The organism is Treponema sp. (genome assembly GCF_051883275.1).
In the GTDB taxonomy this organism is placed as follows: Bacteria; Spirochaetota; Spirochaetia; order Treponematales; family Treponemataceae; genus Treponema_D.
Genome location: NZ_JBJETK010000068.1, coordinates 83,309 through 105,509, shown reverse-complemented (window position 1 = coordinate 105,509; position 22,201 = coordinate 83,309). Strand labels below are relative to the sequence as shown.

The following is a 22,201-nucleotide window of genomic DNA, read 5'->3' as shown; positions in this document are numbered from 1 at the left end:
CCACATTTCCTTATAGAAACATGGCTCCTTTTTTAAGTTTCCTTATGCGCTTTCTAAAAATGCATCAGGAAAGACCAAGCTCTGCAAAAAGCTTCTTGTATGTTTCAAACTGCTCTGACTGTGCGAATTCTGCAATCTTTTCCTCTGGAAGATTTTCCAAAAGCTGATCCATGTAGGCAAGAACAGATTTTATTTCTTCCTTTATGTCGCTTGGAATTTCGTTCGAGCGGTCTCTGATTTCTTCTGTTGCAGCAGATTCGGTTTGCGCTGTTTCTTCCTGAACAGGAGTCAGATTCTGCTCTGTTTCCCAGTTTGAGAACACATCTTCCACTGGCTGTTCGCTGATTCCGGTTTCCAGATTTTCATCTTCGTCTTCTTCCTTTATTTCTTGAAGCTCCTCTGGAATTTCGCTTGTGAGGTATTCGATGTTTCCTTCTGTGAGCGGCTCTTCGGAAGCATTTGAATTCTCAAAATTCAGAGATTCAAGAGTAGGGGAAGGAATATCATCATCTGTTATAGTCTGATTTTCATCTTCCGCTGGGGTTTCTTCTGAAATCTGCTCTGGAAGCTCCGGCTCCTGAATGTCCTCTTCTTCTGCGGCTGGAACTGTTATTTCTTCCTCCAGCTCTTCAGCTTCTTCCGCTTCCGGCACTTCTTCCAGTTCAGGCTCAGGCTCAATGTTTTCTGCGTCACGGGAAGTGAATTCAGCTGAATTCAAAATATTGCTCAGCTCATCGCCGCTCAGTGCGATTGTATCATCCTCGTCAGTATTATTGAAGAAACCTGTGTTCTGAGATTCCTCCACAACAGGCGCCGGCTCGTTGATTAGCTCTTCTGTTTCATCGAGAACTTCCTCCGGCTCAGCGATTGGTTCCTCTGGCTCGGCGGATTCAAGCTCCTCTTCCTGCGGCGCTATATTTCCGCTGGCGGAAACACCGTTTTTCTTGAGCTCCTCGAATTCATCTTTTAGTCCGTTTATTTCAGATTTCAAAGAAGCCAGTTCCTCTGCAATTTTATTGAGTATTGCAGAGTTATCAATTTTGTCTACTTCATTCTCAATGTTTTCTGTCTGCATTTTTTCCTCCAGCGGCTGTATGTCTTCAGTTGCCTGGATTTCAGAATCTGTATATGCGGAGTCATTTTCATCCATATTGACTCCATTGTCTGAATTTTCTTTTACCGAAAAGACACTGTATGTCTGCTTTTCTGTCTTATCGCTTCCAGTGTCAAAATTCTCTTCCTCTGAAAGCGAAGCGGCCTCTTCTTCAAATGTGTCTGGAACTGATTCCTCTGCTGGTTCCACGCATTTTTCAAGGTCATCAGGGGTTACCGTTATGCCTGTCATATCATAACTTGGAGGCTCATCTATGTAGTCGCTTGCATTGAATTCTGCTTCCGCTTCCGGCTCTTCCTGCGGCTCGCTTGATTCAAAAATATCAGGAGTTTCAAGAGGCTCGGTTTCTGTAGTTTCAGGAATTTCAAGCTCATCTTCAGAAATTGCAGTTTCCTCCATGATTTCAGGAATTTCTGCAATTTCAGGTTCTTCCAAGTTTTCCATGATTGCTGGCTCTTCTATAGCTTCGGGTTCTTCCAGAATTTCCGGCTCTTCCAGATTTTCCATGATTATTGGCTCTTCTATAGTTTCGGGTTCTTCCACGATTTCAGGCTTTTCAAAATCTTCCACGATTACTGGTTCTTCTATAGTTTCGGGCTCTTCCAAGTCCTCTATGATTGACTCTTCTATAGTTTCAGATTCCTCTGCAATTTCAGGCTCTTTTTCTTCCGGGTTCTGAATCATTGTGCCGTCTTCATTGTACGGACCGGTTACACCAGGGCCTCCGTCGGTAAAGCCTTCTTCTCCCATAAAATCATCAAGTGGAATTTCACTGTTCTGTTCTGAAATTTCAGGCTCTTCCAAGGGTTCAATCTGCTCTGCCTCAAATCCTGTATCGGCAAGCTCAACCGGTGTTTCTGCAAATTCAGCGGAATCTTCAGAGTCTAGTTTTTTTTTCTCTTCATCAGATGAAGAAAAATCTACGGTCTGTCCGTTTTCGTCTTCGATATTGCTGAAAATTGAATCAATGTCAAAGCTGTCGTCCGGGGAAGAAAGGTCTGTAGCCTGTTCTTTCTGGACTGGCTTTTCTGAGTCCTGCGAAATATCAACCTGAATGTCATCGTCCGAAGATTCTGATTCCACAGTGGCCTTTTCTTTTTCCGGCTGCGGCTCGCTTTCTTCCTCGATGTCAACGTTCATTTCGTAGTCAACAGGACCTTCCGGCTGTTTCTTTGTGCCTTCGTCCAGAACAGGATTCAGGTTTTCGCTGCTGTCTTCAAAACCAAAGTCAGAAAGGTCTATCTCTTCTGAAACTCCGGAATCAGACGGGGCAGGGGCTTTTTCTTTTTCATCTGGCATGTCAAAATCAGAAACTTCCACTGTGGTGTCTTTGAGGTTTTCAAAGAGTGAGTCGAAGTCTTCGTTGTCGTCTTCCGCCGCGCCTGCCTGCTCCTGTTCGCTGGAACTTCCCTCGAGCACAGGCTCTTCAAAGTCAAGGTCAATGTCAAGCGGATCGGCTTCTTCTATTTCTGTCTGCTCTTCTTTTTCAGATTCAAATGATTCGCCGTCCATAAACGCATCAAGGTCGATATCTCCGTCGCCAAAGTCAAGGGATTCAGTTGATTTTTCAGACGGCGAGCTGCTTTCCATGAATGAGTCTATGTCAATTTCGCCGTCCTGGAATTCCTGGATGTCAACAGCGGTATCCGGGCTGGCTTCTTCAGCAAGTCCGCTGAAGCTGTCGTCAATTTCTACGGTTTCATCAGAAAGCGGCGCGGCTTCTTCTGCTTCCGGCTCCGGCACTGCATCCGGCTCTGCAAAGTCCACCGGAATATCATCAAAGCTGCCGAGCTTGGAAATTTCATCTGCTATTGCGCTGTCTCCGCTGTCGGAAAAATCCGGCTCCGGCACTTCAAAGGAGTCTTCCCCGATGTCCACTGAGCTTTCAAGGGTTTCTTCAATATCCTGTTCAGGGGAAATTTCAGGAATTTCTATATCTTCCAGCGAAACTGGTTCTGTCAGTTCTTCTGTTTCTATAATTTCAGGTATGTCTTTTTTTTCTGCCGGTGCGGAACTTTTTAGAAATACACCGTATTCATCGAGTTCGCTCTTTTTTTCTGCTGCTTCGCTCATCTGGAATCCTCTTGGTAAGAAATTTCATTTTATAAAAAAAATCTATAACATTATCGGATTTATTATTGTAAATCAATACATTTATTTTACTATATATTGAAAAAAAAATCCACAGAAAAAAAACGCCGCCGCATTTCAGTTTTGAATGTAAAGTGCCGAAATTTTAGGCATAATGGAAAAGTTCAGACTGCTTTCAGCATTTTTCATAGGCACATTTTTCTACACCGTCATGTCATTTATCGGCGGAAGCGACGGAATATGGGCCATGAAGCAGCTTCAGGAGCAAAAGCAGGTTTTGAGCGCGCATACAGCCGCCATCGAGAAGACTTACAGCGAGCTTTCTCTTGAGCAGATTGCGCTGCAGAAAGACCTAGATGTGATTGCCTCCTACGCAAAAAAACTGGGATACGTTTCTGAAAGCGAAAAGCTTGTGAAGATTTCAGGGCTTGCCTCGCGCGAAACTCATATTTTTGACCCCGGAACTGTTGTGCGCCATCATGATGTAAAATTCATCCCCGAATGGCTGTGCAAGTCTGCGGCGTTCACCATAATGATTCTTTCATATTTTGTCCTGTTTCTTGCTGATGTCCAGAAAGGGCTGATTAGATTTCCTGCGGGAAAAAAATGCGCCGGAGGGATAGCAGTGTATGATATGCAATAAGGATGAAAAAGGGATTGAGCTTGCCTCGGAATTTCTGAGGGAAGGCAAAATCTGTGTTCTTCCTACAGACACTGTTTACGGGTTCAGCGGAATTGCGGAAAACACCGGCGCTCCTGTGTTCTACACGGATTCAAAAATCAGAAAAATAAAGGGCAGGGACTGTAGAAAACCGTTTATTCAGCTGGTTTCTTCAGTTGAGGAAGTGGAGCGGTATTCGGCATGCAGAATTCCCGATTTCCTTGCGCAGAAATGGCCCGGAGCACTGACTGTGATTGTTCCCGTGAACCTGTGCTTTGATGAAAGGACGGAAAACATCGCATTCCGCTGCCCGGGGGACGAGTGGCTGAGAAAGCTTATAGAGGAATGTGGACTGCCGATTTACAGCACAAGCGCAAACAGAAGCGGACAGCCTATATTGGAGTCAGCCCGCAGCATTGAAGAGGAATTCGGGGATGAAGTGTCCCTTATTGTTGACGGCGGCGAAAAAAAAGGCGGTGTTCCTTCCACGATTGTTGCTCTTGAGGGCAGCGGCTGGCGTGTTGTAAGACAGGGCAGTGTCACCGTTTAGTCCAGCTGACTTCTATTTCTCCCTCTTTTATTCCGGTAGGCGAATTTTTGTCTTCCACAAGCGTGGTTTTCTTTCCTGAAAGTGTGTTGCCGCTGAGCGTCATGTTCCATTCAATAGGGGAGGCTGTCTGTGCGTTTTTCAGGGCTTCCTGCCGCGGTATTTCCGGGAAGAACGATGCGTTCGGTCTTCCGTTCTGGCGTATTTTTATGGAATCATCCTGCACTGTCACAGAAATATTCATGCTTGCGCCGTTCTTGAAAATCACAAATCCCCGTCCGCCCCTTAAAATCAGAACTTTTTCTATGAGCTCTTCGCCTGTCCATGTTCCTGCTATCGCATCAAGCTGAGTGTCGCCCGGAACAGTGCTCTTTGCGCGCTCCTCCTGGGCTGCTGTGCGCTCCTCGGGAATCTGGATGTTGCCTGTGAGATTTGTCAGCAGGTTTTCCAGCGAGGGTCTTGCGTCAAGGAGAATTTTATAGTAGCTGTCATATTTTTTTGTTGCGCTCACATTCTGCTTTCCGTCCGGCTTGATGGCGTTCAGGGTGCAAAGCCAGCCGCCGTCAGGGTCTTCCTGTATTTCCGCAAAAAATGAAATGTTGGCTGTGCTTGCCCCGGAAATATAGGTTTCGTTGCGCCTGTCTCTTACTGTATATCCGTCCACAGTCTGAAACTGGTTGAAAAGAAGGTCTGTGGTCATTTTTATCATGCCGGTGTCTTTTGAAGATGATACTGTGGCAAAAAAATCCACTGTCTCCGCCGAAAAGCTTCTGGAAGAAGTCAGCGCGAAGAACGCAAACAGGAGAATAATCAGTTTTAAAGCAGGATTTCTCTTTTTCTGCAATTATCTCTCCGTGGCTAACTGTTCAGCCGTTCCCGGAATTCTCTTGCGATGTCGCGCTTTATGTCCCTGTCCTTGATGGATGCGCGCTTGTCGAATTCCTTTTTTCCCTTGCAAAGTCCGAGGCAAATTTTCACAAGCCCCTTTTTCAGGTAAACTTCAAGAGGAACAAGGGTAAAGCCCTTTTCTTCAGTCTTTCTTTGAAGCCTTTTTATTTCCTCTCTGTGAAGAAGCAGCTTTTTTTTTCTGTCCGGCTCATGGTTGAACACCGAGGAGAATGTATATTCTGATATATGGAAATTCTGAAGCCAGACTTCTCCGTTTTCTATAAGAGCAAAACTGTCGCCGAAAGAAATGTTCCCTGCTTTTATTGATTTAACCTCCGACCCCTCAAGCGCGATTCCGCACTCAAAAGTGTCAGTTACAATATAATTGTAATGAGCTTTTCTGTTCTGGGCTACAGTTTTTTTTGCTTCTTCCATAATCATTAATAGTATATTTTTTTTTAAAGATTTTCAACAAGCACCTGCCGCACCGTCTGTGCACGATTCGTGGCATGTCATCACTGTCATTCCGAACTTGTTTCGGAATCTATGTGTGTGCACAGTACAGATGCTGAAACGAGTTCAGCATGACAAGTTCTCAAATGTCGCATGACGGGCACAGTCATACCCTGTCATTCCGAACGAATTGATACTGTCATTCCGAACTTGTTTCGGAATCTATGCGGTGTGCACAGTACGGATGCTGAAACGAGTTCAGCATGACGAGGGGGAAAATGCCGCATGACGAGGTTTTAAACAGCGAAATGACGAGGGTGTAGTCAACGGAATGGCGAGGGTGTAGTCAGTGGAATGGCGAGGGTGCAGACAGTGGAACGGGCGGTTTGGCATTGCTTGATAATTAGATTTTTTTCTGCTATTGTATTTTGCATGAAGCAGAATGTGGGAGATTATTCATTTGAATACAAGAAAAGACAGCAGGTCAAATTTATGCATGCCGTTGTTTTTTTTGTTTCAGTCTTTGTTTTTATTTCTATTTTTTTGAACTGTATTTTGTTTTCGGTTTTTGTAAATTCCTCGTCAATGGAAACTGATATTTGCAGGGGCGGCATTGTTTTTGTTTCTCCTTTTATGCGGAACCCTTCGCGCGGACAGGTGGTCTATCTTTCCAGAATAGACGGACAGGGAGTTTCGGCAGGAAAAAGACTGGTGAATACTGCTGTGAGTTTTTTTTCGCTTTATAAATTCACGCCCTTTGGAAGAAATTCCAGAATGACGGGGAATGACAGCATAAGGCGGGTTGTTGCGCTTCCCGGAGATTCATACTATATGAAGGATTTTGTGCTCTATGTAAAGCCAGCCGGCCAGCCGCATTTTCTTACTGAATTCGAGCTTTCCGCAAGGCCCTATAATATCAGCATTTATTCTGTTCCTGTGGAATGGGACGGAATGGGGTGCTCGGGGCAGATTCCAGAGACAACCCTGGGAAAAGACGAATATTTTGTTCTCGCCGACAACCGCATAGAGGGGCTTGACTCAAGAATTTACGGCGTTATTTCATCCTCGCGGATAAAGGGCCGTGTGCTCTGCCAGGTATTCCCGTTTGGAAAGGCAAAGCTTTTTTAGTTTCTGATGGACAGCGCGGCTTTATACGTTCACATTCCGTTCTGCCTGAAAAAATGCGGCTACTGTGATTTTTTCAGCGTGGAAAGAAGCGGCGGCATAGAGGATTTGTATCTTGACTGCCTTGTGAATGAGGCCCGGTTTTATGCAGAAAAATACAGCATTGGCTCGTGGCGCACGATATACATAGGCGGCGGAACTCCAAGCCTTTTGTCCGCACAGCAGATTCTTCGCCTTGTGCCTGCGTTGAAGGGAGCATGCCTTTTTCCTGAAAATTCTCCTCTGGAAATCACAATGGAAATGAACCCCGAGTCTGTTTCGGCGGAAAAGCTTTCTGCTGCATGGGAAGGCGGAGTTACAAGGCTTTCGCTTGGAATTCAGTCGCTGAGCAGGGAAGCGCTGTGCGCCGCAGGAAGACATTGCAGCGCATCTGTTGCCGCCGGCGCGCTGGAGCTTGCAGGCTCTGCATGGAAAGGGGATCTGAGCGCGGATGTTATTGCCGGGCTTCCCGGATGCGGCGCAGAAGATTTTATTTTTACCCTTGAAAAATGCCTTTTGCATAATGCGTCCCATGTTTCTCTGTACACGCTTACACTTGAGGACGGCACACCCCTTGCGGAGGCTGTTGAATCCGGGGCGGTTCCGTTTGATTTTGACGAAGCCGACTCGCAGTGGATTCTGGGGCGGGATTTTCTTTTAAGCCGCGGATTTGTCCAGTATGAGGTTTCAAATTTCTGCCGTGAAGGGAAAAAAAGCATTCATAACAGCTCGTACTGGGAGCAGAGGGATTATGCCGGTGTCGGATGCGGCGCGTGCGGAACGTTCTACGGAAAAAAAAGCTTCAGGTGGACAAACACAGAGGATATTGCAGCCTACGAAAATTTCTGGGGAAAGGGCAGCCCCTGTGAATCTGGAATTCCGCGCAGAACTGAAATTCTTGGCTTAAAGACCCGTGAATTTGAATTTCTTATGACAGGGCTCAGGACTTCCTGCGGAGTTAATTCGCTTGTCTATAGAAGCAATTTTTCAGACCTTGAGCCGTGGAATGGGAATCTGGAAAGCCGCCTTTGCCCGGCTCTTAAATACGGCATTGAGTCCAGAAAAAAATCAGACGGCTCTGTGAATTTTTTCCTTGGAAGGGATTCCCTGCTGTTTTTAAATAAGGTGCTTCTCTGCCTTTAGAAGTTCTTCCTGAATAAGAAAAACTGAGGTTTTCGCATTTCACTTCTTGACTTAAACTCTGAAATTCCGCATAATAAGAAAACTTATTATAGTAAGGAGTTCTGTTGTGCCTTGTGGAAAAAAAAGAAAGCGCGCAAAGATAGCGACACATAAGCGTAAGAAGAAGCTTAGAAGAAATCGCCATAAGAGTAAGTAAGACGGCTTTGTAACTTTTGCAGGGTTGTCGGATTATTTCGGAAGGCCTTTTTTCATTAAGACCGCGGTTGTTTTTACATTGACTGCGGTCTTTTTTTTCTTTTTTGTGTTGTGGGGAACTTTTGTTTGATTTTAAATGATATTCATTCGCCTGAGGACTTAAAGCTTGTTCCAAAAAAGCTTCTGCCTTTGCTGGCTAAGGAAATACGAAGTAAGATTATAGAGGTTGTGGGGCATAACGGAGGACACCTTGCGAGCAATCTTGGTGTCGTGGAGCTTTCCATTGCCCTTCACCGGAGTTTTTCCAGTCCGCAGGATGCCATTATCTGGGATGTAAGCCACCAGTGCTATCCGCATAAAATTCTTACAGGCCGCTACGGTTTGTTTTCGTCTATACGCATGAAGGACGGAATTTCCGGTTTTACAAAAATCAGGGAAAGTCCGCATGATTATTTTGACGCGGGACACGCTTCCTCTTCTATTTCCTCGGCGCTGGGGCTTTTGTCCGCATGGGAGCTTCAGGGAAGAAACGACAAGGTTGTGGTTGTTATAGGCGACGGCGCGCTCACAGGCGGAATGGCGTTTGAGGGGCTGAGCCATGCTGGGCAGCTTGCCAAGAATCTTATCGTGGTTGTGAACGACAACCAGATGTCAATAGACAAAAATGTGGGTTCTATTTCCCGGTATCTTTCAAAGCTTGCGTTCAGCACAAGCTATCATGGCTTCCGCTACAAGGTTGACAGGCTTATAGACAGAATTCCTTATTTCAACCGCTGCCTCGGAAAGCTTGTGTTCAGGCTGAAAAGAGGGCTGAAGGGCGTGTTCTTTACAAACAATCTCTTTGTCGACCTTGGATTTGAGTACACAGGCCCGATGAACGGGCACAACATAGATGAAATGGAGCGTGTGTTCAGCCGCGCCAAGAAAATTCCGTATCCGGTTGTGATTCATGTTGTTACAAAAAAAGGAAAGGGCTACAGTCCTGCGGAAAACGATCCTTCCGTTTTTCACGGTGTGGGGCCGTTCAATATAAGCGACGGTCTGGTTGAAAAATTCGACACTTTAAGCTTTACGGAAAATTTCAGCAACAAGATGATTGATATGGCGGAAAAGAATCCCCGGATAATAGCGGTGACGGCCGCGATGTCAAAGGGAACAGGGCTTGATGCGTTTTCCAGGAAATTTAAAAGCCGCTTCTTTGATGTGGGAATCGCCGAGGAGCACGCCGTGACTTTTGCCGGGGGACTTGCCGCCGGCGGACTTGTTCCTGTTGTGGCTATTTATTCCACCTTTATACAGCGCAGTGTTGACCAGATTATTGAAGACATTGCGCTTCAGAACAGGCATGTTGTTATAGCCCTTGACCGCGCCGGGGCGGTTCCTTCTGACGGAGAAACACACCAGGGAATTTTTGACATTGCGCTTTTCAGGCCGGTGCCGAATCTGTGCATTATTTCAGTCGCAGGAAAATCCGACATGGACTGCTGCCTTGACTGGGCTGTGAACAGCGCGGACTGTCCTGTTGTGATACGCTGGCCCAAGATGACCTGTCCGTCTGAGCTTGAGCCTTTTTCTGCTCCTGTGGAACCCGGCAAAGGCATTCTTGTGACCAATTCCGACTTTGCGCCTTCAATCTCTTCTTTCGGGCAGGAGGAAAATTCATGGAAGCGGAAAATTCTTCTGGTCTGCACAGGAAGCATGTTCTCTGAAACTCTGACGGCTTCCCGCGCGCTTGTAATGGACGGTATTGACGCGGACATTTATTCGCTCAGATTCATAAAGCCTTTTGACATAAAATATTTTATTTCCATTGCAAAGCTGTATTCCGGAATTGTTCTTGTGGAAGATGGCGTGCGGCTGGGCGGAATTTCAGAGTGGATTGAAAACTGCATAAGACAGTCCGCGGAAACTTCGTTTTTAAAGACCGCGGTGCTGGCGTTTCCCGATTCCTTTGTTGCAAACGGAAACAGGGAGCAGATTCTTGAGGAGGCAGGGCTTTCTCCTGAAAAAATAAGACAGACTGCCCGGGAGCTGATCAGACTATGAGAAATTTGGATTTGGCTTCAAGAAAAATCACGACTGATTTTCCTGCTTTTATAATGGGAATTGTCAACTGCACACCTGACAGCTTTTTCAGCGGAAGCAGAGGTGGCGCGGAAAGAGCCTTTCAGCTTATTGATGAGGGCGCGGACATTCTTGACCTTGGAGGGGAATCCACAAGGCCCGGCTCCGAGTATGTGGATGCGGAGGAGGAAATCCGGCGTGTAATTCCTGTTATAGAGGAAATCCGGCGCAGGAGCGATATTCCTATTTCTGTGGACACAAGAAAAATGTCCGTGATGAAGGCGGCGTTTGATTCCGGGGCGGATATTTTAAATGATGTTTCGGCTCTGGAAGATGATCCGGATATGGCTTTTTTTGCGGCGGAAAAAGAAATTCCTGTTATCCTGATGCATAAGAGGGGAATTCCTTCAACAATGCAGGCTTCCACTGAATATGAGGATGTTTTCAGGGAAGTGAATTCCTATCTTGAGTCAAGGGCTGGTTTTGCGCTCAGCCGCGGCATAAAGAAAAATAAAATCATCGTTGACCCCGGAATCGGCTTCGGCAAGAGCCTTGAGGGAAATCTGCGTCTTATTTCTGGCTGCGGCTCTCTCTGCGGCGGAAAATTTCCGGTGCTTATGGCTCTTTCCCGCAAGTCTTGCATAGGACAGCTCACGGGCAGGGATGTCCAGGACAGGCTTTGCGGCACGCTCGCCGCTGACCTTTTTGCTGTGCTGAAGGGGGCTTTTATGCTCCGTGTGCATGATGTTGCTCCTTGTAAAGATACCCTCGCTGTGTTAAAATCGCTTTTAGAATATGAATCAGTTTTCAGCTTTAATAAGAATATATGATTTTCTAAGACCGGCCATTGATATAGGTGTAATTACATTTCTTCTGTATAAAGCGTATCAGCTTATAACAAAGACAAATGCGATTCAGCTTATCCGGGCTGCTGTTGTGGTTGTGATTTCCTATGCGGCCGCGGTTATCTTGCAGCTCAGGACTCTGCTGTGGGTTTTTTCCGTGATTGCTCCCGGGCTGATGATGGCGTTTGCGATTGTTTTTCAGCCGGAGCTTAGAAAAGTGTTCCTTAAGCTTGGGCAGGCCGAGTGGTTTACGTTTGGAAGCCGGGCAAAACATTCCTATGTTGATTCTGTTCTTATTGCCGCGGAAATGCTTTCCAAGCAGAAAAGGGGAATGCTTGCTGTCTTTATGCGGCGCACAAAGCTTGATAATATTCTTTCCACTGGAACGCGCCTGAATGCGGATCTTTCCTCGAGCCTTCTTGTTACGATTTTCGGGCATAATACACCGCTTCATGACGGAGCCTGTTTTATCCAGGGAGGAAAGGTTATCGCCGCCGGGTGCTTTCTTCCTGTAAGCGAGCAGTACGATATAAAGAAAACTTTCGGAACAAGACACCGCGCTGCTCTTGGACTTTGCGAAGTGAGCGACTGTGTTGTTCTGGTTGTGAGCGAGGAAACAGGGGCGTACAGCCTTGCCTATGACTCAAAGCTTCATTATGACCTTACAATGGATCAGGTTACCAGAATTCTGGAGCGCCAGCTTGATATAACTCCTGAACAGCAGATTATAGAGGATACTATTGATGAGCATAAACCAATTACTGGCAAAAATAACTAAGAACTGGCCTGTAAAAGCAATATGCTTTGTTCTGGCTGTAATGATTTGTTTTTTTCATCAGCTTTCACTTCTTGACAGAAAGACATTTTCAGTTCCGCTTGAAGTCCGCGCAAACGGAAATATGGTTCCTGTTTCGGGGCTTGAGCAGGTCAAGTATATAAGGGTAAAGGTCAGAACAAGACGGGATCAGATTGCGTCGATAGTGGAGAAGGATTTGAGGGCCTTTGTGGATGTGTCCGCGCAGATAAAGGAAGGTGTTTATGATTTTCCTGTTTATATCGAGCTTGACGACAAGATAGTCCAGCTGGATCTGGAGCCTCTGGAAATTTATAATCAGCCTGACATCGTGAGGCTTCAGATTCAAAAGAAAGTCACTAAGCCAGTTCCTCTTTATTCCTCTGTTCTTGGAAAGGCGGCGCACGGATATAAAGCCCTGAGCGCGGAGCTTGAGCCTTCGTTTATAACCTTGTGCGGCCCTGAGTCAATGCTGGAGCAGATAGACAAGATTCCTGTCGGAGCAGTTTCAATAGAGGGTGCGGACAGCAGCGTTTCAAAAATTGTAAGCCCCCTGAACACAAATGCATATATTTCATTCCTCGGGGAAAAAAATTCCGTGAGGGTTTCGGTTCCGGTTGTGGTTGAAGGCAGTGTCCGGGAATTCACAGGGGTTCCTGTTTTTCTTGACAATCTTTCTTCGCAGCTTGCGGTTTCGGGAGAGGCTGTTACGATTGATTTTTCTGTGGAAGGAAAGCTTCTTGATGTTGAAAAGCTTTCTCAGTCTGACTTCCGGGTGTCTGCGGACTGCGCCTTTATCACGGAGCCTGGAATATATGAAGTTCCGGTTCACATAGAGCTTCCGGGGTCGATTTCTGTTTCGTCCCAGAGCCTTACAGTTTATGTTTTGAATATTGTCCACCGGGAGCCTGACGAGAATTTTCCCATGGATAACGGCGGGAGCGAGCCGACAGGTTCCATGCTGAAAATTCCTGTTCTTTCGTGATACGGGGAATCGCTTTTTTTGAATTTTCTGTCTGCTGTTTTTATTTCTTTGAAAGATTTCAGAACAGCGGATATTATTGTGGAATGCTCGAATCTGAAAGTTCGAGAAACTTCCGGATGAATGAGGAAAGAGGAATACATGATTTTTGGTGTCGGCTGTGATATAACAAAAGTGTCCCGGTTTGAAAAATGGGTTTCGTCCCCGGAGCTAATCCGCCGCTTTTACAATGAAAATGAATGTATTTCTGAAAGCGCGGGGCTACAGAGGAAGTGCGAATTTTACGCCAGCCGTTTTGCCGCCAAGGAGGCATTTTCAAAGGCTCTGGGAACTGGAATTTTCGGATTCAGCCTGAGAGAGATTTTTGTTTCAAAGGATGGCAACGAAAAGCCTGAAATGAAAATCATAGGAAATGCCAGAAAAATCCTTGAGGAAAAATGCGGAAAAAACTATAGGGTTCATGTTTCGCTGAGCCATGAGCGTGAGTATGCAATGGCTTATGTGGTTATTGAAACTGATGACCGCCTGGTCTGAATTTTCAGGCGGCGTTTTCATAGATTGCCTTAAAAAACTGAAGTTTTTCGAGGTTTCCATATAAACAGTTTGCGGAGGAAAATATGGCATCGCAATTCAACAGAAAAACTTTTTTATCAGAGCCGGAAAAAAAGCCTGCTGTTTCTTATTGGGCAAAGGAGGACGCTTACTGCCCGGTCTGCCGCAAGAAATTCAGGCAGGAGCTTATGCACCAGGGCGGAGGAAGAACCATCGCCGGAAATCTGACTGATGAGCTTCACAGAAATTATGAGCCGTCCAAAAAATACGGAAGAGTTTATCCGCTGATTTATGAAATCGGCTGCTGTCCGCACTGCCATGCCGCTTTTTTCTGGAAGGACTTCAAGGATATAAAAGATCCCGAAACTTTCGACAGGATAATGCAGGATGAAAGCCATAGAAAAAAGGAAGTGGAGGCAATTTTTCCGTATTACAATTTGAATGACGAGCGGACACTGTTCGATGGCACTGCCATGTATTATCTTGCGCTTCTCTGCTACGAAAAGGTCGATATTGCTTATGCCCCGACTTTTAAGCGCGCGCAGATTTCCTTGCGCCTTGCATGGCTTTGCTCTGAAATTGAGCGTGTTTGCCCTGAGCATAATTATGGCTACATTGCGCAGGTGTTTTACAGAAAGGCCTTGTTTTTCTACCAGCAGACTTTGATAAATGAAACCGGCCGCATAGAGTCCATTGAGTCTGTTGCGAATTTCGGCCCGGACACAGACAAGAACTATGGATATGACGGAGTGATTTACCTGAGCGGACTTCTGGAATTCAAGTACGGCCAGAGGGAAAATCAGGAGCTGAGGCTGAAAAAGCTTGATGAAAGCAAAAAGGCCATCGCAAGAATTTTCGGTCTTGGAAAATCCAGCAAGGCAAAGCCGGGGCCGCTCCTTGAAGTTGCAAAGTCGCTTTACGACAGTATGACTTCCGAGCTTTCTTCAAATAATATTTTCAGCGAAGATGACTAATATACTGCTGAAAATTTCCTACGATGGAACTGATTTCTGCGGATGGCAGCGTCAGGACAAGTCTGACAACGGAAAGCCTGTCCGTACTGTCCAGGGGGAAATAGAGGCGGCTCTGTTCAAAATGTTCCATTCGCCGGTTGCGCTTTACGGCAGCGGAAGAACAGACAGCGGAGTTCATGCGGCGGGGCAGGCTGCCAATTTTATTTCCCCTGTTGATTCTATTCCCGGGGCAAATTATGTGCGCGCCTTGAACGGAATGCTTCCTCCCGATATAAGAATTCTTGGGGCAGCCCCGGCGGCAGATGGATTCAGCGCAAGATTCAATGCGACTTCAAGGGTTTACCGTTACTTTATCCAGACAAAAAATCCGCCTCTTGCAAGCGAAAGCCGATATAGGTGGTTCATTCCATTCCGCCCTGATGCCGGCACTCTGAATGAAATGTGCTCCTGCCTCCGCGGGGAAATTGACTGCGCCGCTTTTGCAGCCGCCGGGGATGCGAGTCTTTCAACAATGCGCTATATAGATTCCGCTTTTTTCAGCTGGGATTTGCAGAATCCTGACCTTCTTGTTTTTCAGATTGAGGCGAATGCCTTTCTGTGGAAAATGGTGCGCTCTGTGACTGGAACTTTGATTCAGCTGGCTCAAAAAAAGGCCGGGGCGGAAAGCTTTAAAGAAATCCTTGAATCCAGAAACCGCTCCAGGGCTGGAATGACTGCACCTCCTGCCGGGCTTTTTCTCTGGGAAGTGAAATTTGACGGAATCCGCCGCCATGTCTGAAATGAAAAAATGGCAAAAGCGCTTATGTGTTTTGTGGAACGGCAAGGCGCATTTGTGTTCTTGATGAAACTCTGCAAATCTTTTATTCTTTTTGTGTTATGAAGCTTGTGAAAAAAATTTTATTTTCCGTTGTTATTGCGGCTGTCTTTTTGGGCTGCAGAAAGGGAAGGGTTGTTTCTTCTGTTGAAAAGGAGAATATTTTTAACTTGAATTATGGAACCTTTGAGGATGAGCTTAATGTCTTCAACCTTGGTTCCGCCGGAAATATATCTATTTCAATAGCCATGCGCGACGGATTTTTTTACATCCTGAATGGCGAATCAAACAAAATAATGGAAATGAACAGCTACGGCGATCTGCTTTCCCTGTACTATAATCCGCAGAAAAATCCCTTTCCGTCTTTTGCAGAAAGCGGCACTGATGTAAATTCAACCCGTGTGGCCGTTCCCTATGCCTTTAATGAGATTTCCAAAATTGCAGTTGATTCCAGAAAATATCTTTATGCGGTTGACAAGCTTCCCTTTGCAAGGCAGGAAACTGACAGCAAAACAAGCCAGGTTCTGAGCCAGGTAATTGTAAGGTTCGACGGGGCGAAAAAATACATGAACTACATAGGGCAGCAGGGGCCCGGCGGAACACCGTTTCCGTATATAAAGGACATTTTTACAACTGACAGAAACGAGCTTGTTGTGCTTTGTACAACTTCCTCTGGCTCCGTGGTCTACTGGTTTTCCATGGACGGCTTTTTGATGTATACGATTCCTATTGAAAAGGAAAATGTCCCGAATCCTTTTGCAGATGAAAAAACTGAAACCTTTTTTTCAGTTGAAAATATTGTGCCCGACTACAGGGAGCGCAAGCTTTATCTGAAAGTGGATTATTTTTCAAGCTATATTGATGAATCAAGCCGCGTTCAGTCCGGAGTGGAATATGTAACGACACTGATTCATACATTCGATGTTGAAAACAACCAGTATGATTTTCCAATCACAATTCCTCCGTATGACGAGCCTGTTTCAGAGGGTTTTTCCAAGGAGAACTATGAAATCCCCTATGATTTTCTTGGAATCACGGACAGCGGCTGGCTTTATTTTATAGTCAGCACGGAAAATGGATTCAGCCTTCAGATGGTTCAGGAAAACGGACAGAGAATTCTAAAGCGGAAAATTTCTCTGGACAGGGAATCCTGCCTGTATTATTCATTCAATCTAAGCCGCGAAGGAATAATTTCCGCCATTGTTGTGGAAAACGAAAAAGCTTCAGTCTGCTGGTGGCGCATTGACTCGCTGATTCAGGCTGTTATAAAAAACTGAATGTAGCAGGAAGCAAAATGGAAATTTTCGATGACGAAAGCAATCCTGAAACACTCAGCCCCGGTGAAGATCTTGTTTTTCATTATAAGCGCGGAGAATTCAGAAACCGTGAGCAGGACATTTTCCGTAATCTTGCCACAGGAAAAACTACGGTAAAACGGGGGCTTTTTAAGGTTCTCTTTTCCACGCGCGGAAATAAAATCGCATTTTTCACGCTGGTGCTGTGCATGGTTTTTCTTTTTATTTTTAGAATCCTGAACGGAGGCGCGGATACAAATTCAATAGCCGGGGTTTCTGTAAAAATTTCAGCCTTTGCTTTTGACGGAAGGGTGTACGCTTCTGCTGAATTTTCAAATTCCGGAGGCAGAGTCCGGGAGGCTTCTTCTGTGCCCCTTGAAATTCAGTTTGAATGTATAAATGAAGAGGGCAGCGTTGCGGACAAGCAAAAAATACTTGTTGATTTTAATCCCGCTTCACCAAAGCCTGTATATGCTGTTTTCAACGATTACGACCTTGTTTCCGTGTCCTGCATTTTAACATGCAATGACGAAAAGGCTGTTGTCCGATGCAGAATTTTAAACAGGGGCGCGCGCTGAAAAATGGCTGGCTTCTGGAATTTATCAGCGCCAGCGGATTTGTCTTTGGCATTTACAATTTTCATGTTTTCATTTATTCTTTAAGGAATCTAGAAAAAGCGATTTTTAGAAGTACCTAATGAGAGGATTTATTTATGGTTCAGTTCTATTTTCTTTCTGTGCTGCTCAATATTTTTGCAGGACTTATTTTGGTGTATGGAAAAAATCTTATTGTGCAGAAGCAGGATTCTTTTGATGATGAAATTGAAAGTGACAAGCGGATTTCTTTTGGCGGTTTGAATTTTGACAGTCCGGGATTCAGGCTCGTTGTTGGAGTTCTTTGTGTTTTTGTCGGTGTTATGAAAATTCTTTCTGTCTTTAGAAATGATGTTCCTGTGGTCGGGGATTTGCTTCCTGTGGCAGCCGGCTTTTTTTCCGGCGCATCGATTCTTCTGGAATACTATATATACACCAGCTCTGAAATTGATTCTGTTCCTCCTGCTGTCTGCAAGGTGTTTATTGACTCAAGAAAAATTATCGGGGCTGGATGTATACTTATTGGCATCCTGCATTTTGTCTTTCCGCAGGCCATGCTTTTGTAGAGGTTGATATGCCAAAAATTTCTATTGCTTGCATTGCACTTAATGAAAAAAAAGTTCTTGTTGCGCGCCGGAATCCTGTAGGACAGATGGGCGGCCGCTGGGAGTTTCCCGGGGGAAAAGTTGAGCCGGGTGAAACCGAATGTGAGGCCTGTATCAGGGAAATGAAGGAAGAATTCGGCGTTGATATAAAAACCGGAGAAATGATAGCGGAAAATTCTTTTTTCCATAACGGTGAAACAGTTCTTTTGCATGCCTACCGGATTTTTTTTCCCCATGACGGAATTGAAAAGAAATTTGCTTTGTCTGAACATTCCGAGTACCAGTGGATTTCGATAGATGATGTTGAAAGCCTTTATTTTGTGGACAGCGATATGCTTATATATCCTGCCGTAAAATCCTATATATCGGGGAATCTTGGAAAATGAAATTTCCTGTTGCTGCTTTGCTTTTTTTGTATATCGCGCTTTTGTGCGGCTGTGTCCAGAAAAAAATAGACCTGGATTTTCAGGAGCAGACAAGCATTGTTCCGGATCAGGAATGGCTTGTTGTGACAGTTCCTTATGCGCCTTTCAGAGTTTCCGCGGATTATTCAAGCGAGGTCTGCTTTCATGCTAGAAGCGGCGATGTTTTTTTGATTTGCGGCAAAAAGAGAGTGAAGTCTGAAGCGGCAGATTCCAAGGAAATAAAGTATAATCTTTGGTACAAGGTTGAACAGGGATGGATAGAAAGTTCTCTTGTCTCGATATATGATACAAAACTAAAGGCTCAGTCGGTGTCAAGGAAGAACTATGGCAGCAAGGACTGAAAAAAATATTGCTGATGTTTTTGCACGGAATTTGAAATTTTTCCGCCAGCGCCGCAGTTTATCACAGGAAAAGCTTTCCGAGCTTATTGGAGTTTCTCCTGTAACAATTTCAAATTACGAGACTGGCGTTATATGGCCTTCACTTCAGAATTTAGCCGGGCTTGTTGAAGTTCTCGACGTGCGCCCCTATCAGCTCTTTATAGATTTTTCACAGGATTTTGATTTATTCAAATGCGACCTTATCGAAAGAGTAGAGAAGGCATTTAGCGAGCCTCTGAAAAATAATTAAATTGAGTTTTTTATCCAGAGCTTTAGAACAGGACAAAAAAAATGCTTTGAATATTAATTCAAAGCATTTGGAGATGGCGGGAGTTGAACCCGCGTCCATGCAAGCAAACCAGGCATCTCTACAGGTTTATTGAAGCGAGGTATTTGTCGGGAAAAGGTAGCGGCTTCAAAGGCGTCTTTTCCTTATCTTGAAAAAATGTCTTGAATAAGACTCAAGATTCTTACTCAACAAGTTCCTGTTAGCAACAGAATATTTCAGCATTAGGAACAGCATGCTGAATATTCCGGCACTGCTTAAGCAGCAAGTGCAAACTGTTCGTTTTCAGACTGTTCGTCTTCTTTACGTTTTGCAGTTATTTTTTTGTCAGTTTAAGGCACCTTCACGCCTACCTGCAACACAAGATTTCTCTTGCTTGTCGAAACCGGGACATCCCCGAAAAAGCACAGTAAAACAATGGAAAACTCTAAAAAACTGCCTTCTGTAATTTTTAGAGATTCCTGCGGCTTTTAAATTGAATTGCTCAACTTAAAACACCGCTTTTTTACTGCCTAAAAACTTAAAGTTTCCAGGCAGTAAATAAATTATTCTCCATCCACAGCAACACCATGGCGTTTCTGCTGGAATCTCTTCAGCATTGCAACACCATTTCTCTTGTCATTGTAGACAAAACCGCCGTTCCAGTATTCCAATGCAGCAAAAAGAGCGTTTCCACCATCCTGCTCATCTGACTTTTTAGTCCGGAATGAAACGTAATTTGAAAGCTCTTCAAAGTTGGAATTATGAAGACAATCCAAACGTTTTTTGTTGAATTCATTCCATTTTTCCAGGTCTTTGAAACCTTCACCTTCATCTTCAACAATTATATGTGCATGTGTCGGGCTGAAAGAATACCATACATGAACCTGCTTGTTTAAGTCGCAGTTGTTTCCATGCTTTACAGCATTCTTTATTACTTCACTTATCTGCTGCTCAAGCAAATTTATTTCCTTTATTTCAAGAGGCGCAGACTGCACAATTAAAAGTGTAAAATATCTTATTTGCCTGAAATTTGAAGGAAATGCTTTGTACAGCATATTTGTTTTATCAAATAACGGATCATTGCCATCTGAACGGAGTTCTTTGAATTCTTCCATTTCAATCCCTCTTATTCATTAATCATTAACAAAGCTTCTTCAACACTATTTGCAATAGGGAAGTAGCCCATTAATTTTGTAAGTTCAATAACTTTCTTTACAGAGCCATGTACATTTGAAATATAGAGCTTCAAATTCATCTTCTTGATTGTAGAACAGATATAAATAAGAGCTCCAATTCCAGATGAGTCAATATAATCTACTTGCTCCAAGTTGATTACAAATGACTTAACATTTTTCTCAAGCATCTTCATTACAAGTTCCTTGAGTTTGTAAGAATTGTACAAGTCCATTTCACCATTTACATCAATGATGTAGACTTCTCCATTCTTTCGTATTTTAAGTTCCATAAGATGTCTCCTTACTGCTGATTTACTTAAAATTTTATTACTAGCAACGACTGATCATCATGTAGAGTACTGTTGCCTATAAACTTCTTAATATCAGACTTTACAAGATTTGCAATATCCTTACCTGTTGATTTTGCATTTGATGAAATTATCTTCAGCAGGGAATCCTTTGGATACTGCTGGCCTTCTTCATTGAGGGCTTCCACCAAACCATCTGTGTATGTAATAAGAATATCACCAGTTTTAATATCTTGCAAGATGTCTTTATACTGAGAATCCTTGTCAACTCCTATTGGCTCGCTAGGAGTTGATATCTTCTGTATTTCATTTTTTTCACTGCTGTAATAATACACAGGAGTTGTGCCGCCTGTTGCGATTTCAGCGGTTTTCTTTACAGGATCATAGTTTATAAGCGCACACGAAGCAAAATGGTCTGTGCTGAAGCTTTCTGCCGCAATTCCATGGTTTACCCATTCAAGTATTGTTCCTGCTGTTTTCTTTGTATTTACAACAAGACGAATCATTGCGCGCAGCATAGACATAACGATAACGCTGTTGATCCCTTTTCCTGCAACATCGCTCATAACAAAGGAAACTCTGTCCTTGCGTGAAACAATAACATCGTAATAGTCACCGCAGACACCTTCCTCTGGATTCCATATTGTTCCCAGCTGAATACCGGGAAGGGGAGGGAGCTTTGCAGGATGAAGCATATCCTGGATTTTTGAGGCGATTTCTGCTTCTTTCAAAAGGTCATTATGCTCAATTATATCTTTTACTGTAACAATGCTTTTTATTGACGTTGCTGCAAAATCTGTAATCAGAGTAGCTGTCTTTAGATTTTCCTCTGTGAACACATCGTGTGCCTTTGTTCTTGCAAAAGCAGCCACACCGATAACAGAATCCTGTGTTTTTATAGGAATCATTATGTAGCTTCCACATTCAAGGAAATCTTCCGGCCCGTTCTGATAGATTCTTGCATCATTTTCAGGCTTTGTAATGAGCTCAGGCTTGCCGGCTGTTGCTATTTCACCGAATATATTTTCTCTGAGCGGGAACGAGGCAAACTTGAAATTCGTTGCTATGCGGATAGGCTTATGGGGCATATCGCTTGGAAGCTTATACGGCGGCGGAAAATCTCCGTCAAATGAGCGCACCGTGATAAGATCCTCAAAGTCATCCACCATGAGGATTGCGCCTCCGTCTGCGTTTATTTCTTCTTTGATTGTCTTGTTTATGTAGTCAAGCAGCGTATTCATTCCATTCTTTTCTGAAAGGGCTTCAGAAGCCTTTGCGGAAAATGAATAGCTGATTTCTATTGCGCGCGACTCAGCTTCGTCCGGCTGATTTAATTTCTGCTGCTGTGCTGTTTGCTTCATTATTGCCTCGGAATAAGATTTTTCCTCTGCTACATTGACATAATGCGGAACAAGCTTTTCAATTTTTTTGGGCTCAAATGTATATAGTATTATACAGTAAGGAATTAAAATCAGAGCTGCGATTGAAACCGCCGCGGAAAAATATGCAAAGTAATTTCCTTCCCCTGCCACTTCCTTTAATGCCGCAACAAGGCTTCCTATGCCTATGATCAAATCTGCCAGAAGTGCTATAAGGCTTACCCTTGCGGTTTTCTTTTTGCGTATCAAAATAAACAACACAAATAAAAATGTGCAAATCACAGAAACCGCAAAAAGAGGAATATATGCAAATTTGTCGTCTAAAATCAAGGTGTCTGCTCCTTGTACAAAATTCTGTTATAGGCACCTCAAAAAACTCATTTCCAACAGCTTTCCGAGGGTTCCTTGAAGCTAAAAACAAAATCTTTTGCTTGCAAAAGGGAGCTAAAGCAAAAGAAATATATATATTTTAGCATTGAACTATTGTACCGTC

At 44.3% G+C, this 22,201-nt stretch carries 23 protein-coding genes and 1 other RNA gene; 17 read left to right on the top strand and 7 right to left on the bottom strand.

Annotated features, from left to right (window positions below):
- Positions 1-64: 64 nt before the first annotated feature.
- Complete coding sequence (locus ACI4L0_RS10825) at positions 65-3,187, bottom strand: hypothetical protein (RefSeq protein ID WP_439800184.1); 3,123 nt, start codon at positions 3,185-3,187, stop codon at positions 65-67.
- A 172-nt stretch (positions 3,188-3,359) separates the two neighbouring features.
- Here ACI4L0_RS10825 and ACI4L0_RS10820 point away from each other — a divergent pair, with 172 nt between their 5' ends.
- Together ACI4L0_RS10820 and ACI4L0_RS10815 are read left to right on the top strand one after the other, a co-directional pair.
- Positions 3,360-3,848: a septum formation initiator family protein gene (locus ACI4L0_RS10820; RefSeq protein WP_439800183.1), complete on the top strand. Its 489-nt coding sequence runs from the start codon at positions 3,360-3,362 to the stop codon at positions 3,846-3,848.
- Positions 3,835-4,416, top strand: coding sequence for an L-threonylcarbamoyladenylate synthase (locus ACI4L0_RS10815; RefSeq protein WP_439800182.1), 582 nt, complete (start codon positions 3,835-3,837; stop codon positions 4,414-4,416). The genes ACI4L0_RS10820 and ACI4L0_RS10815 overlap by 14 nt, the downstream gene beginning before the upstream one ends.
- On the opposite strand, the gene ACI4L0_RS10810 is transcribed toward ACI4L0_RS10815, so the two are convergent.
- Together ACI4L0_RS10810 and smpB are read right to left on the bottom strand one after the other, a co-directional pair.
- Positions 4,406-5,257, bottom strand: coding sequence for a TP0183 family DNA metabolism protein (locus ACI4L0_RS10810; RefSeq protein ID WP_439800181.1), 852 nt, complete (start codon positions 5,255-5,257; stop codon positions 4,406-4,408). The two genes, ACI4L0_RS10815 and ACI4L0_RS10810, sit on opposite strands and share 11 nt — an antisense overlap.
- Positions 5,258-5,271: 14 nt before the next feature.
- Positions 5,272-5,736, bottom strand: a complete 465-nt coding sequence (smpB, locus tag ACI4L0_RS10805; protein WP_439800180.1) for an SsrA-binding protein SmpB — start codon at positions 5,734-5,736, stop codon at positions 5,272-5,274.
- Positions 5,737-6,186: 450 nt separating this feature from the next.
- Between smpB and lepB the strand changes: the two genes are divergently transcribed.
- The 15 genes from lepB (at position 6,187) to ACI4L0_RS10730 (ending at position 18,828) form a co-directional block, all read left to right on the top strand.
- The gene (lepB, locus tag ACI4L0_RS10800; RefSeq protein WP_439800179.1) at positions 6,187-6,882 is read left to right on the top strand and encodes a signal peptidase I; all 696 of its coding nucleotides are present in this window, start codon (positions 6,187-6,189) and stop codon (positions 6,880-6,882) included.
- Between the two features lie 6 nt (positions 6,883-6,888).
- Positions 6,889-8,061: a coproporphyrinogen-III oxidase family protein gene (locus ACI4L0_RS10795; protein WP_439800178.1), complete on the top strand. Its 1,173-nt coding sequence runs from the start codon at positions 6,889-6,891 to the stop codon at positions 8,059-8,061.
- A 321-nt stretch (positions 8,062-8,382) separates the two neighbouring features.
- Positions 8,383-10,302: a 1-deoxy-D-xylulose-5-phosphate synthase gene (dxs, locus tag ACI4L0_RS10790; protein ID WP_439800177.1), complete on the top strand. Its 1,920-nt coding sequence runs from the start codon at positions 8,383-8,385 to the stop codon at positions 10,300-10,302.
- Positions 10,299-11,150: a dihydropteroate synthase gene (gene folP / locus ACI4L0_RS10785; protein WP_439800176.1), complete on the top strand. Its 852-nt coding sequence runs from the start codon at positions 10,299-10,301 to the stop codon at positions 11,148-11,150. Before dxs ends, folP begins: the two co-directional genes overlap by 4 nt.
- Complete coding sequence (cdaA, locus tag ACI4L0_RS10780; protein WP_439800175.1) at positions 11,116-11,943, top strand: diadenylate cyclase CdaA; 828 nt, start codon at positions 11,116-11,118, stop codon at positions 11,941-11,943. Before folP ends, cdaA begins: the two co-directional genes overlap by 35 nt.
- Entirely contained in the window at positions 11,909-12,943 is a 1,035-nt protein-coding gene (locus ACI4L0_RS10775; RefSeq protein WP_439800174.1) for a CdaR family protein, read from the top strand. Before cdaA ends, ACI4L0_RS10775 begins: the two co-directional genes overlap by 35 nt.
- Before the next feature lie 120 nt (positions 12,944-13,063).
- The gene (gene acpS / locus ACI4L0_RS10770; RefSeq protein WP_439800173.1) at positions 13,064-13,474 is read left to right on the top strand and encodes a holo-ACP synthase; all 411 of its coding nucleotides are present in this window, start codon (positions 13,064-13,066) and stop codon (positions 13,472-13,474) included.
- Between the two features lie 83 nt (positions 13,475-13,557).
- Positions 13,558-14,466, top strand: a complete 909-nt coding sequence (locus ACI4L0_RS10765) for a DUF2225 domain-containing protein (RefSeq protein ID WP_439800172.1) — start codon at positions 13,558-13,560, stop codon at positions 14,464-14,466.
- Positions 14,459-15,244 (top strand): tRNA pseudouridine(38-40) synthase TruA, encoded by a 786-nt coding sequence (gene truA / locus ACI4L0_RS10760; protein WP_439800171.1) that lies wholly within the window; start codon positions 14,459-14,461, stop codon positions 15,242-15,244. The genes ACI4L0_RS10765 and truA overlap by 8 nt, the downstream gene beginning before the upstream one ends.
- Before the next feature lie 98 nt (positions 15,245-15,342).
- On the top strand, positions 15,343-16,557 hold the full coding sequence (locus ACI4L0_RS10755; protein WP_439800170.1) for an LIC_12708 family protein: 1,215 nt from the start codon (positions 15,343-15,345) through the stop codon (positions 16,555-16,557).
- A 17-nt stretch (positions 16,558-16,574) separates the two neighbouring features.
- Positions 16,575-17,153 carry a hypothetical protein gene (locus ACI4L0_RS10750; protein WP_439800169.1) on the top strand — a complete coding sequence of 193 codons (579 nt, stop codon included), beginning with the start codon at positions 16,575-16,577 and terminating at the stop codon, positions 17,151-17,153.
- Positions 17,154-17,287: 134 nt separating this feature from the next.
- Entirely contained in the window at positions 17,288-17,734 is a 447-nt protein-coding gene (locus tag ACI4L0_RS10745) for a hypothetical protein (RefSeq protein WP_439800168.1), read from the top strand.
- Positions 17,735-17,742: 8 nt separating this feature from the next.
- Entirely contained in the window at positions 17,743-18,159 is a 417-nt protein-coding gene (locus ACI4L0_RS10740; protein WP_439800167.1) for a (deoxy)nucleoside triphosphate pyrophosphohydrolase, read from the top strand.
- Positions 18,156-18,539 carry a hypothetical protein gene (locus tag ACI4L0_RS10735; RefSeq protein ID WP_439800166.1) on the top strand — a complete coding sequence of 128 codons (384 nt, stop codon included), beginning with the start codon at positions 18,156-18,158 and terminating at the stop codon, positions 18,537-18,539. Before ACI4L0_RS10740 ends, ACI4L0_RS10735 begins: the two co-directional genes overlap by 4 nt.
- Complete coding sequence (locus tag ACI4L0_RS10730; protein WP_439800165.1) at positions 18,523-18,828, top strand: helix-turn-helix domain-containing protein; 306 nt, start codon at positions 18,523-18,525, stop codon at positions 18,826-18,828. The genes ACI4L0_RS10735 and ACI4L0_RS10730 overlap by 17 nt, the downstream gene beginning before the upstream one ends.
- 67 nt (positions 18,829-18,895) lie before the next feature.
- Here ACI4L0_RS10730 and ssrA read toward each other — a convergent pair.
- From ssrA to ACI4L0_RS10710, 4 genes are all read right to left on the bottom strand, one after another.
- Positions 18,896-19,262, bottom strand: a transfer-messenger RNA (tmRNA) gene (gene ssrA / locus ACI4L0_RS10725).
- Positions 19,263-19,409: 147 nt separating this feature from the next.
- Positions 19,410-19,961: an ATP-binding protein gene (locus tag ACI4L0_RS10720; protein ID WP_013701364.1), complete on the bottom strand. Its 552-nt coding sequence runs from the start codon at positions 19,959-19,961 to the stop codon at positions 19,410-19,412.
- Between the two features lie 11 nt (positions 19,962-19,972).
- The gene (locus ACI4L0_RS10715; protein WP_013701365.1) at positions 19,973-20,311 is read right to left on the bottom strand and encodes an anti-sigma factor antagonist; all 339 of its coding nucleotides are present in this window, start codon (positions 20,309-20,311) and stop codon (positions 19,973-19,975) included.
- A 26-nt stretch (positions 20,312-20,337) separates the two neighbouring features.
- Entirely contained in the window at positions 20,338-22,038 is a 1,701-nt protein-coding gene (locus tag ACI4L0_RS10710) for a GAF domain-containing SpoIIE family protein phosphatase (protein ID WP_439800164.1), read from the bottom strand.
- Positions 22,039-22,201 lie beyond the last annotated feature (163 nt).

What these genes read in the sequence shown, in the direction of transcription:
- ACI4L0_RS10825 (WP_439800184.1), bottom strand. Translation starts at nt 3,187, where the DNA reads ATGAGCGAAGCAGCAGAAAAAAAGAGCGAACTCGATGAATACGGTGTA.
- ACI4L0_RS10820 (WP_439800183.1), top strand. Translation starts at nt 3,360, where the DNA reads ATGGAAAAGTTCAGACTGCTTTCAGCATTTTTCATAGGCACATTTTTC.
- ACI4L0_RS10815 (WP_439800182.1), top strand. Translation starts at nt 3,835, where the DNA reads ATGATATGCAATAAGGATGAAAAAGGGATTGAGCTTGCCTCGGAATTT.
- smpB (WP_439800180.1), bottom strand. Translation starts at nt 5,736, where the DNA reads ATGGAAGAAGCAAAAAAAACTGTAGCCCAGAACAGAAAAGCTCATTAC.
- lepB (WP_439800179.1), top strand. Translation starts at nt 6,187, where the DNA reads ATGAAGCAGAATGTGGGAGATTATTCATTTGAATACAAGAAAAGACAG.
- ACI4L0_RS10795 (WP_439800178.1), top strand. Translation starts at nt 6,889, where the DNA reads ATGGACAGCGCGGCTTTATACGTTCACATTCCGTTCTGCCTGAAAAAA.
- folP (WP_439800176.1), top strand. Translation starts at nt 10,299, where the DNA reads ATGAGAAATTTGGATTTGGCTTCAAGAAAAATCACGACTGATTTTCCT.
- cdaA (WP_439800175.1), top strand. Translation starts at nt 11,116, where the DNA reads ATGAATCAGTTTTCAGCTTTAATAAGAATATATGATTTTCTAAGACCG.
- ACI4L0_RS10775 (WP_439800174.1), top strand. Translation starts at nt 11,909, where the DNA reads ATGAGCATAAACCAATTACTGGCAAAAATAACTAAGAACTGGCCTGTA.
- acpS (WP_439800173.1), top strand. Translation starts at nt 13,064, where the DNA reads ATGAGGAAAGAGGAATACATGATTTTTGGTGTCGGCTGTGATATAACA.
- ACI4L0_RS10765 (WP_439800172.1), top strand. Translation starts at nt 13,558, where the DNA reads ATGGCATCGCAATTCAACAGAAAAACTTTTTTATCAGAGCCGGAAAAA.
- truA (WP_439800171.1), top strand. Translation starts at nt 14,459, where the DNA reads ATGACTAATATACTGCTGAAAATTTCCTACGATGGAACTGATTTCTGC.
- ACI4L0_RS10755 (WP_439800170.1), top strand. Translation starts at nt 15,343, where the DNA reads ATGAAGCTTGTGAAAAAAATTTTATTTTCCGTTGTTATTGCGGCTGTC.
- ACI4L0_RS10750 (WP_439800169.1), top strand. Translation starts at nt 16,575, where the DNA reads ATGGAAATTTTCGATGACGAAAGCAATCCTGAAACACTCAGCCCCGGT.
- ACI4L0_RS10745 (WP_439800168.1), top strand. Translation starts at nt 17,288, where the DNA reads ATGGTTCAGTTCTATTTTCTTTCTGTGCTGCTCAATATTTTTGCAGGA.
- ACI4L0_RS10740 (WP_439800167.1), top strand. Translation starts at nt 17,743, where the DNA reads ATGCCAAAAATTTCTATTGCTTGCATTGCACTTAATGAAAAAAAAGTT.
- ACI4L0_RS10735 (WP_439800166.1), top strand. Translation starts at nt 18,156, where the DNA reads ATGAAATTTCCTGTTGCTGCTTTGCTTTTTTTGTATATCGCGCTTTTG.
- ACI4L0_RS10730 (WP_439800165.1), top strand. Translation starts at nt 18,523, where the DNA reads ATGGCAGCAAGGACTGAAAAAAATATTGCTGATGTTTTTGCACGGAAT.
- ACI4L0_RS10720 (WP_013701364.1), bottom strand. Translation starts at nt 19,961, where the DNA reads ATGGAAGAATTCAAAGAACTCCGTTCAGATGGCAATGATCCGTTATTT.
- ACI4L0_RS10715 (WP_013701365.1), bottom strand. Translation starts at nt 20,311, where the DNA reads ATGGAACTTAAAATACGAAAGAATGGAGAAGTCTACATCATTGATGTA.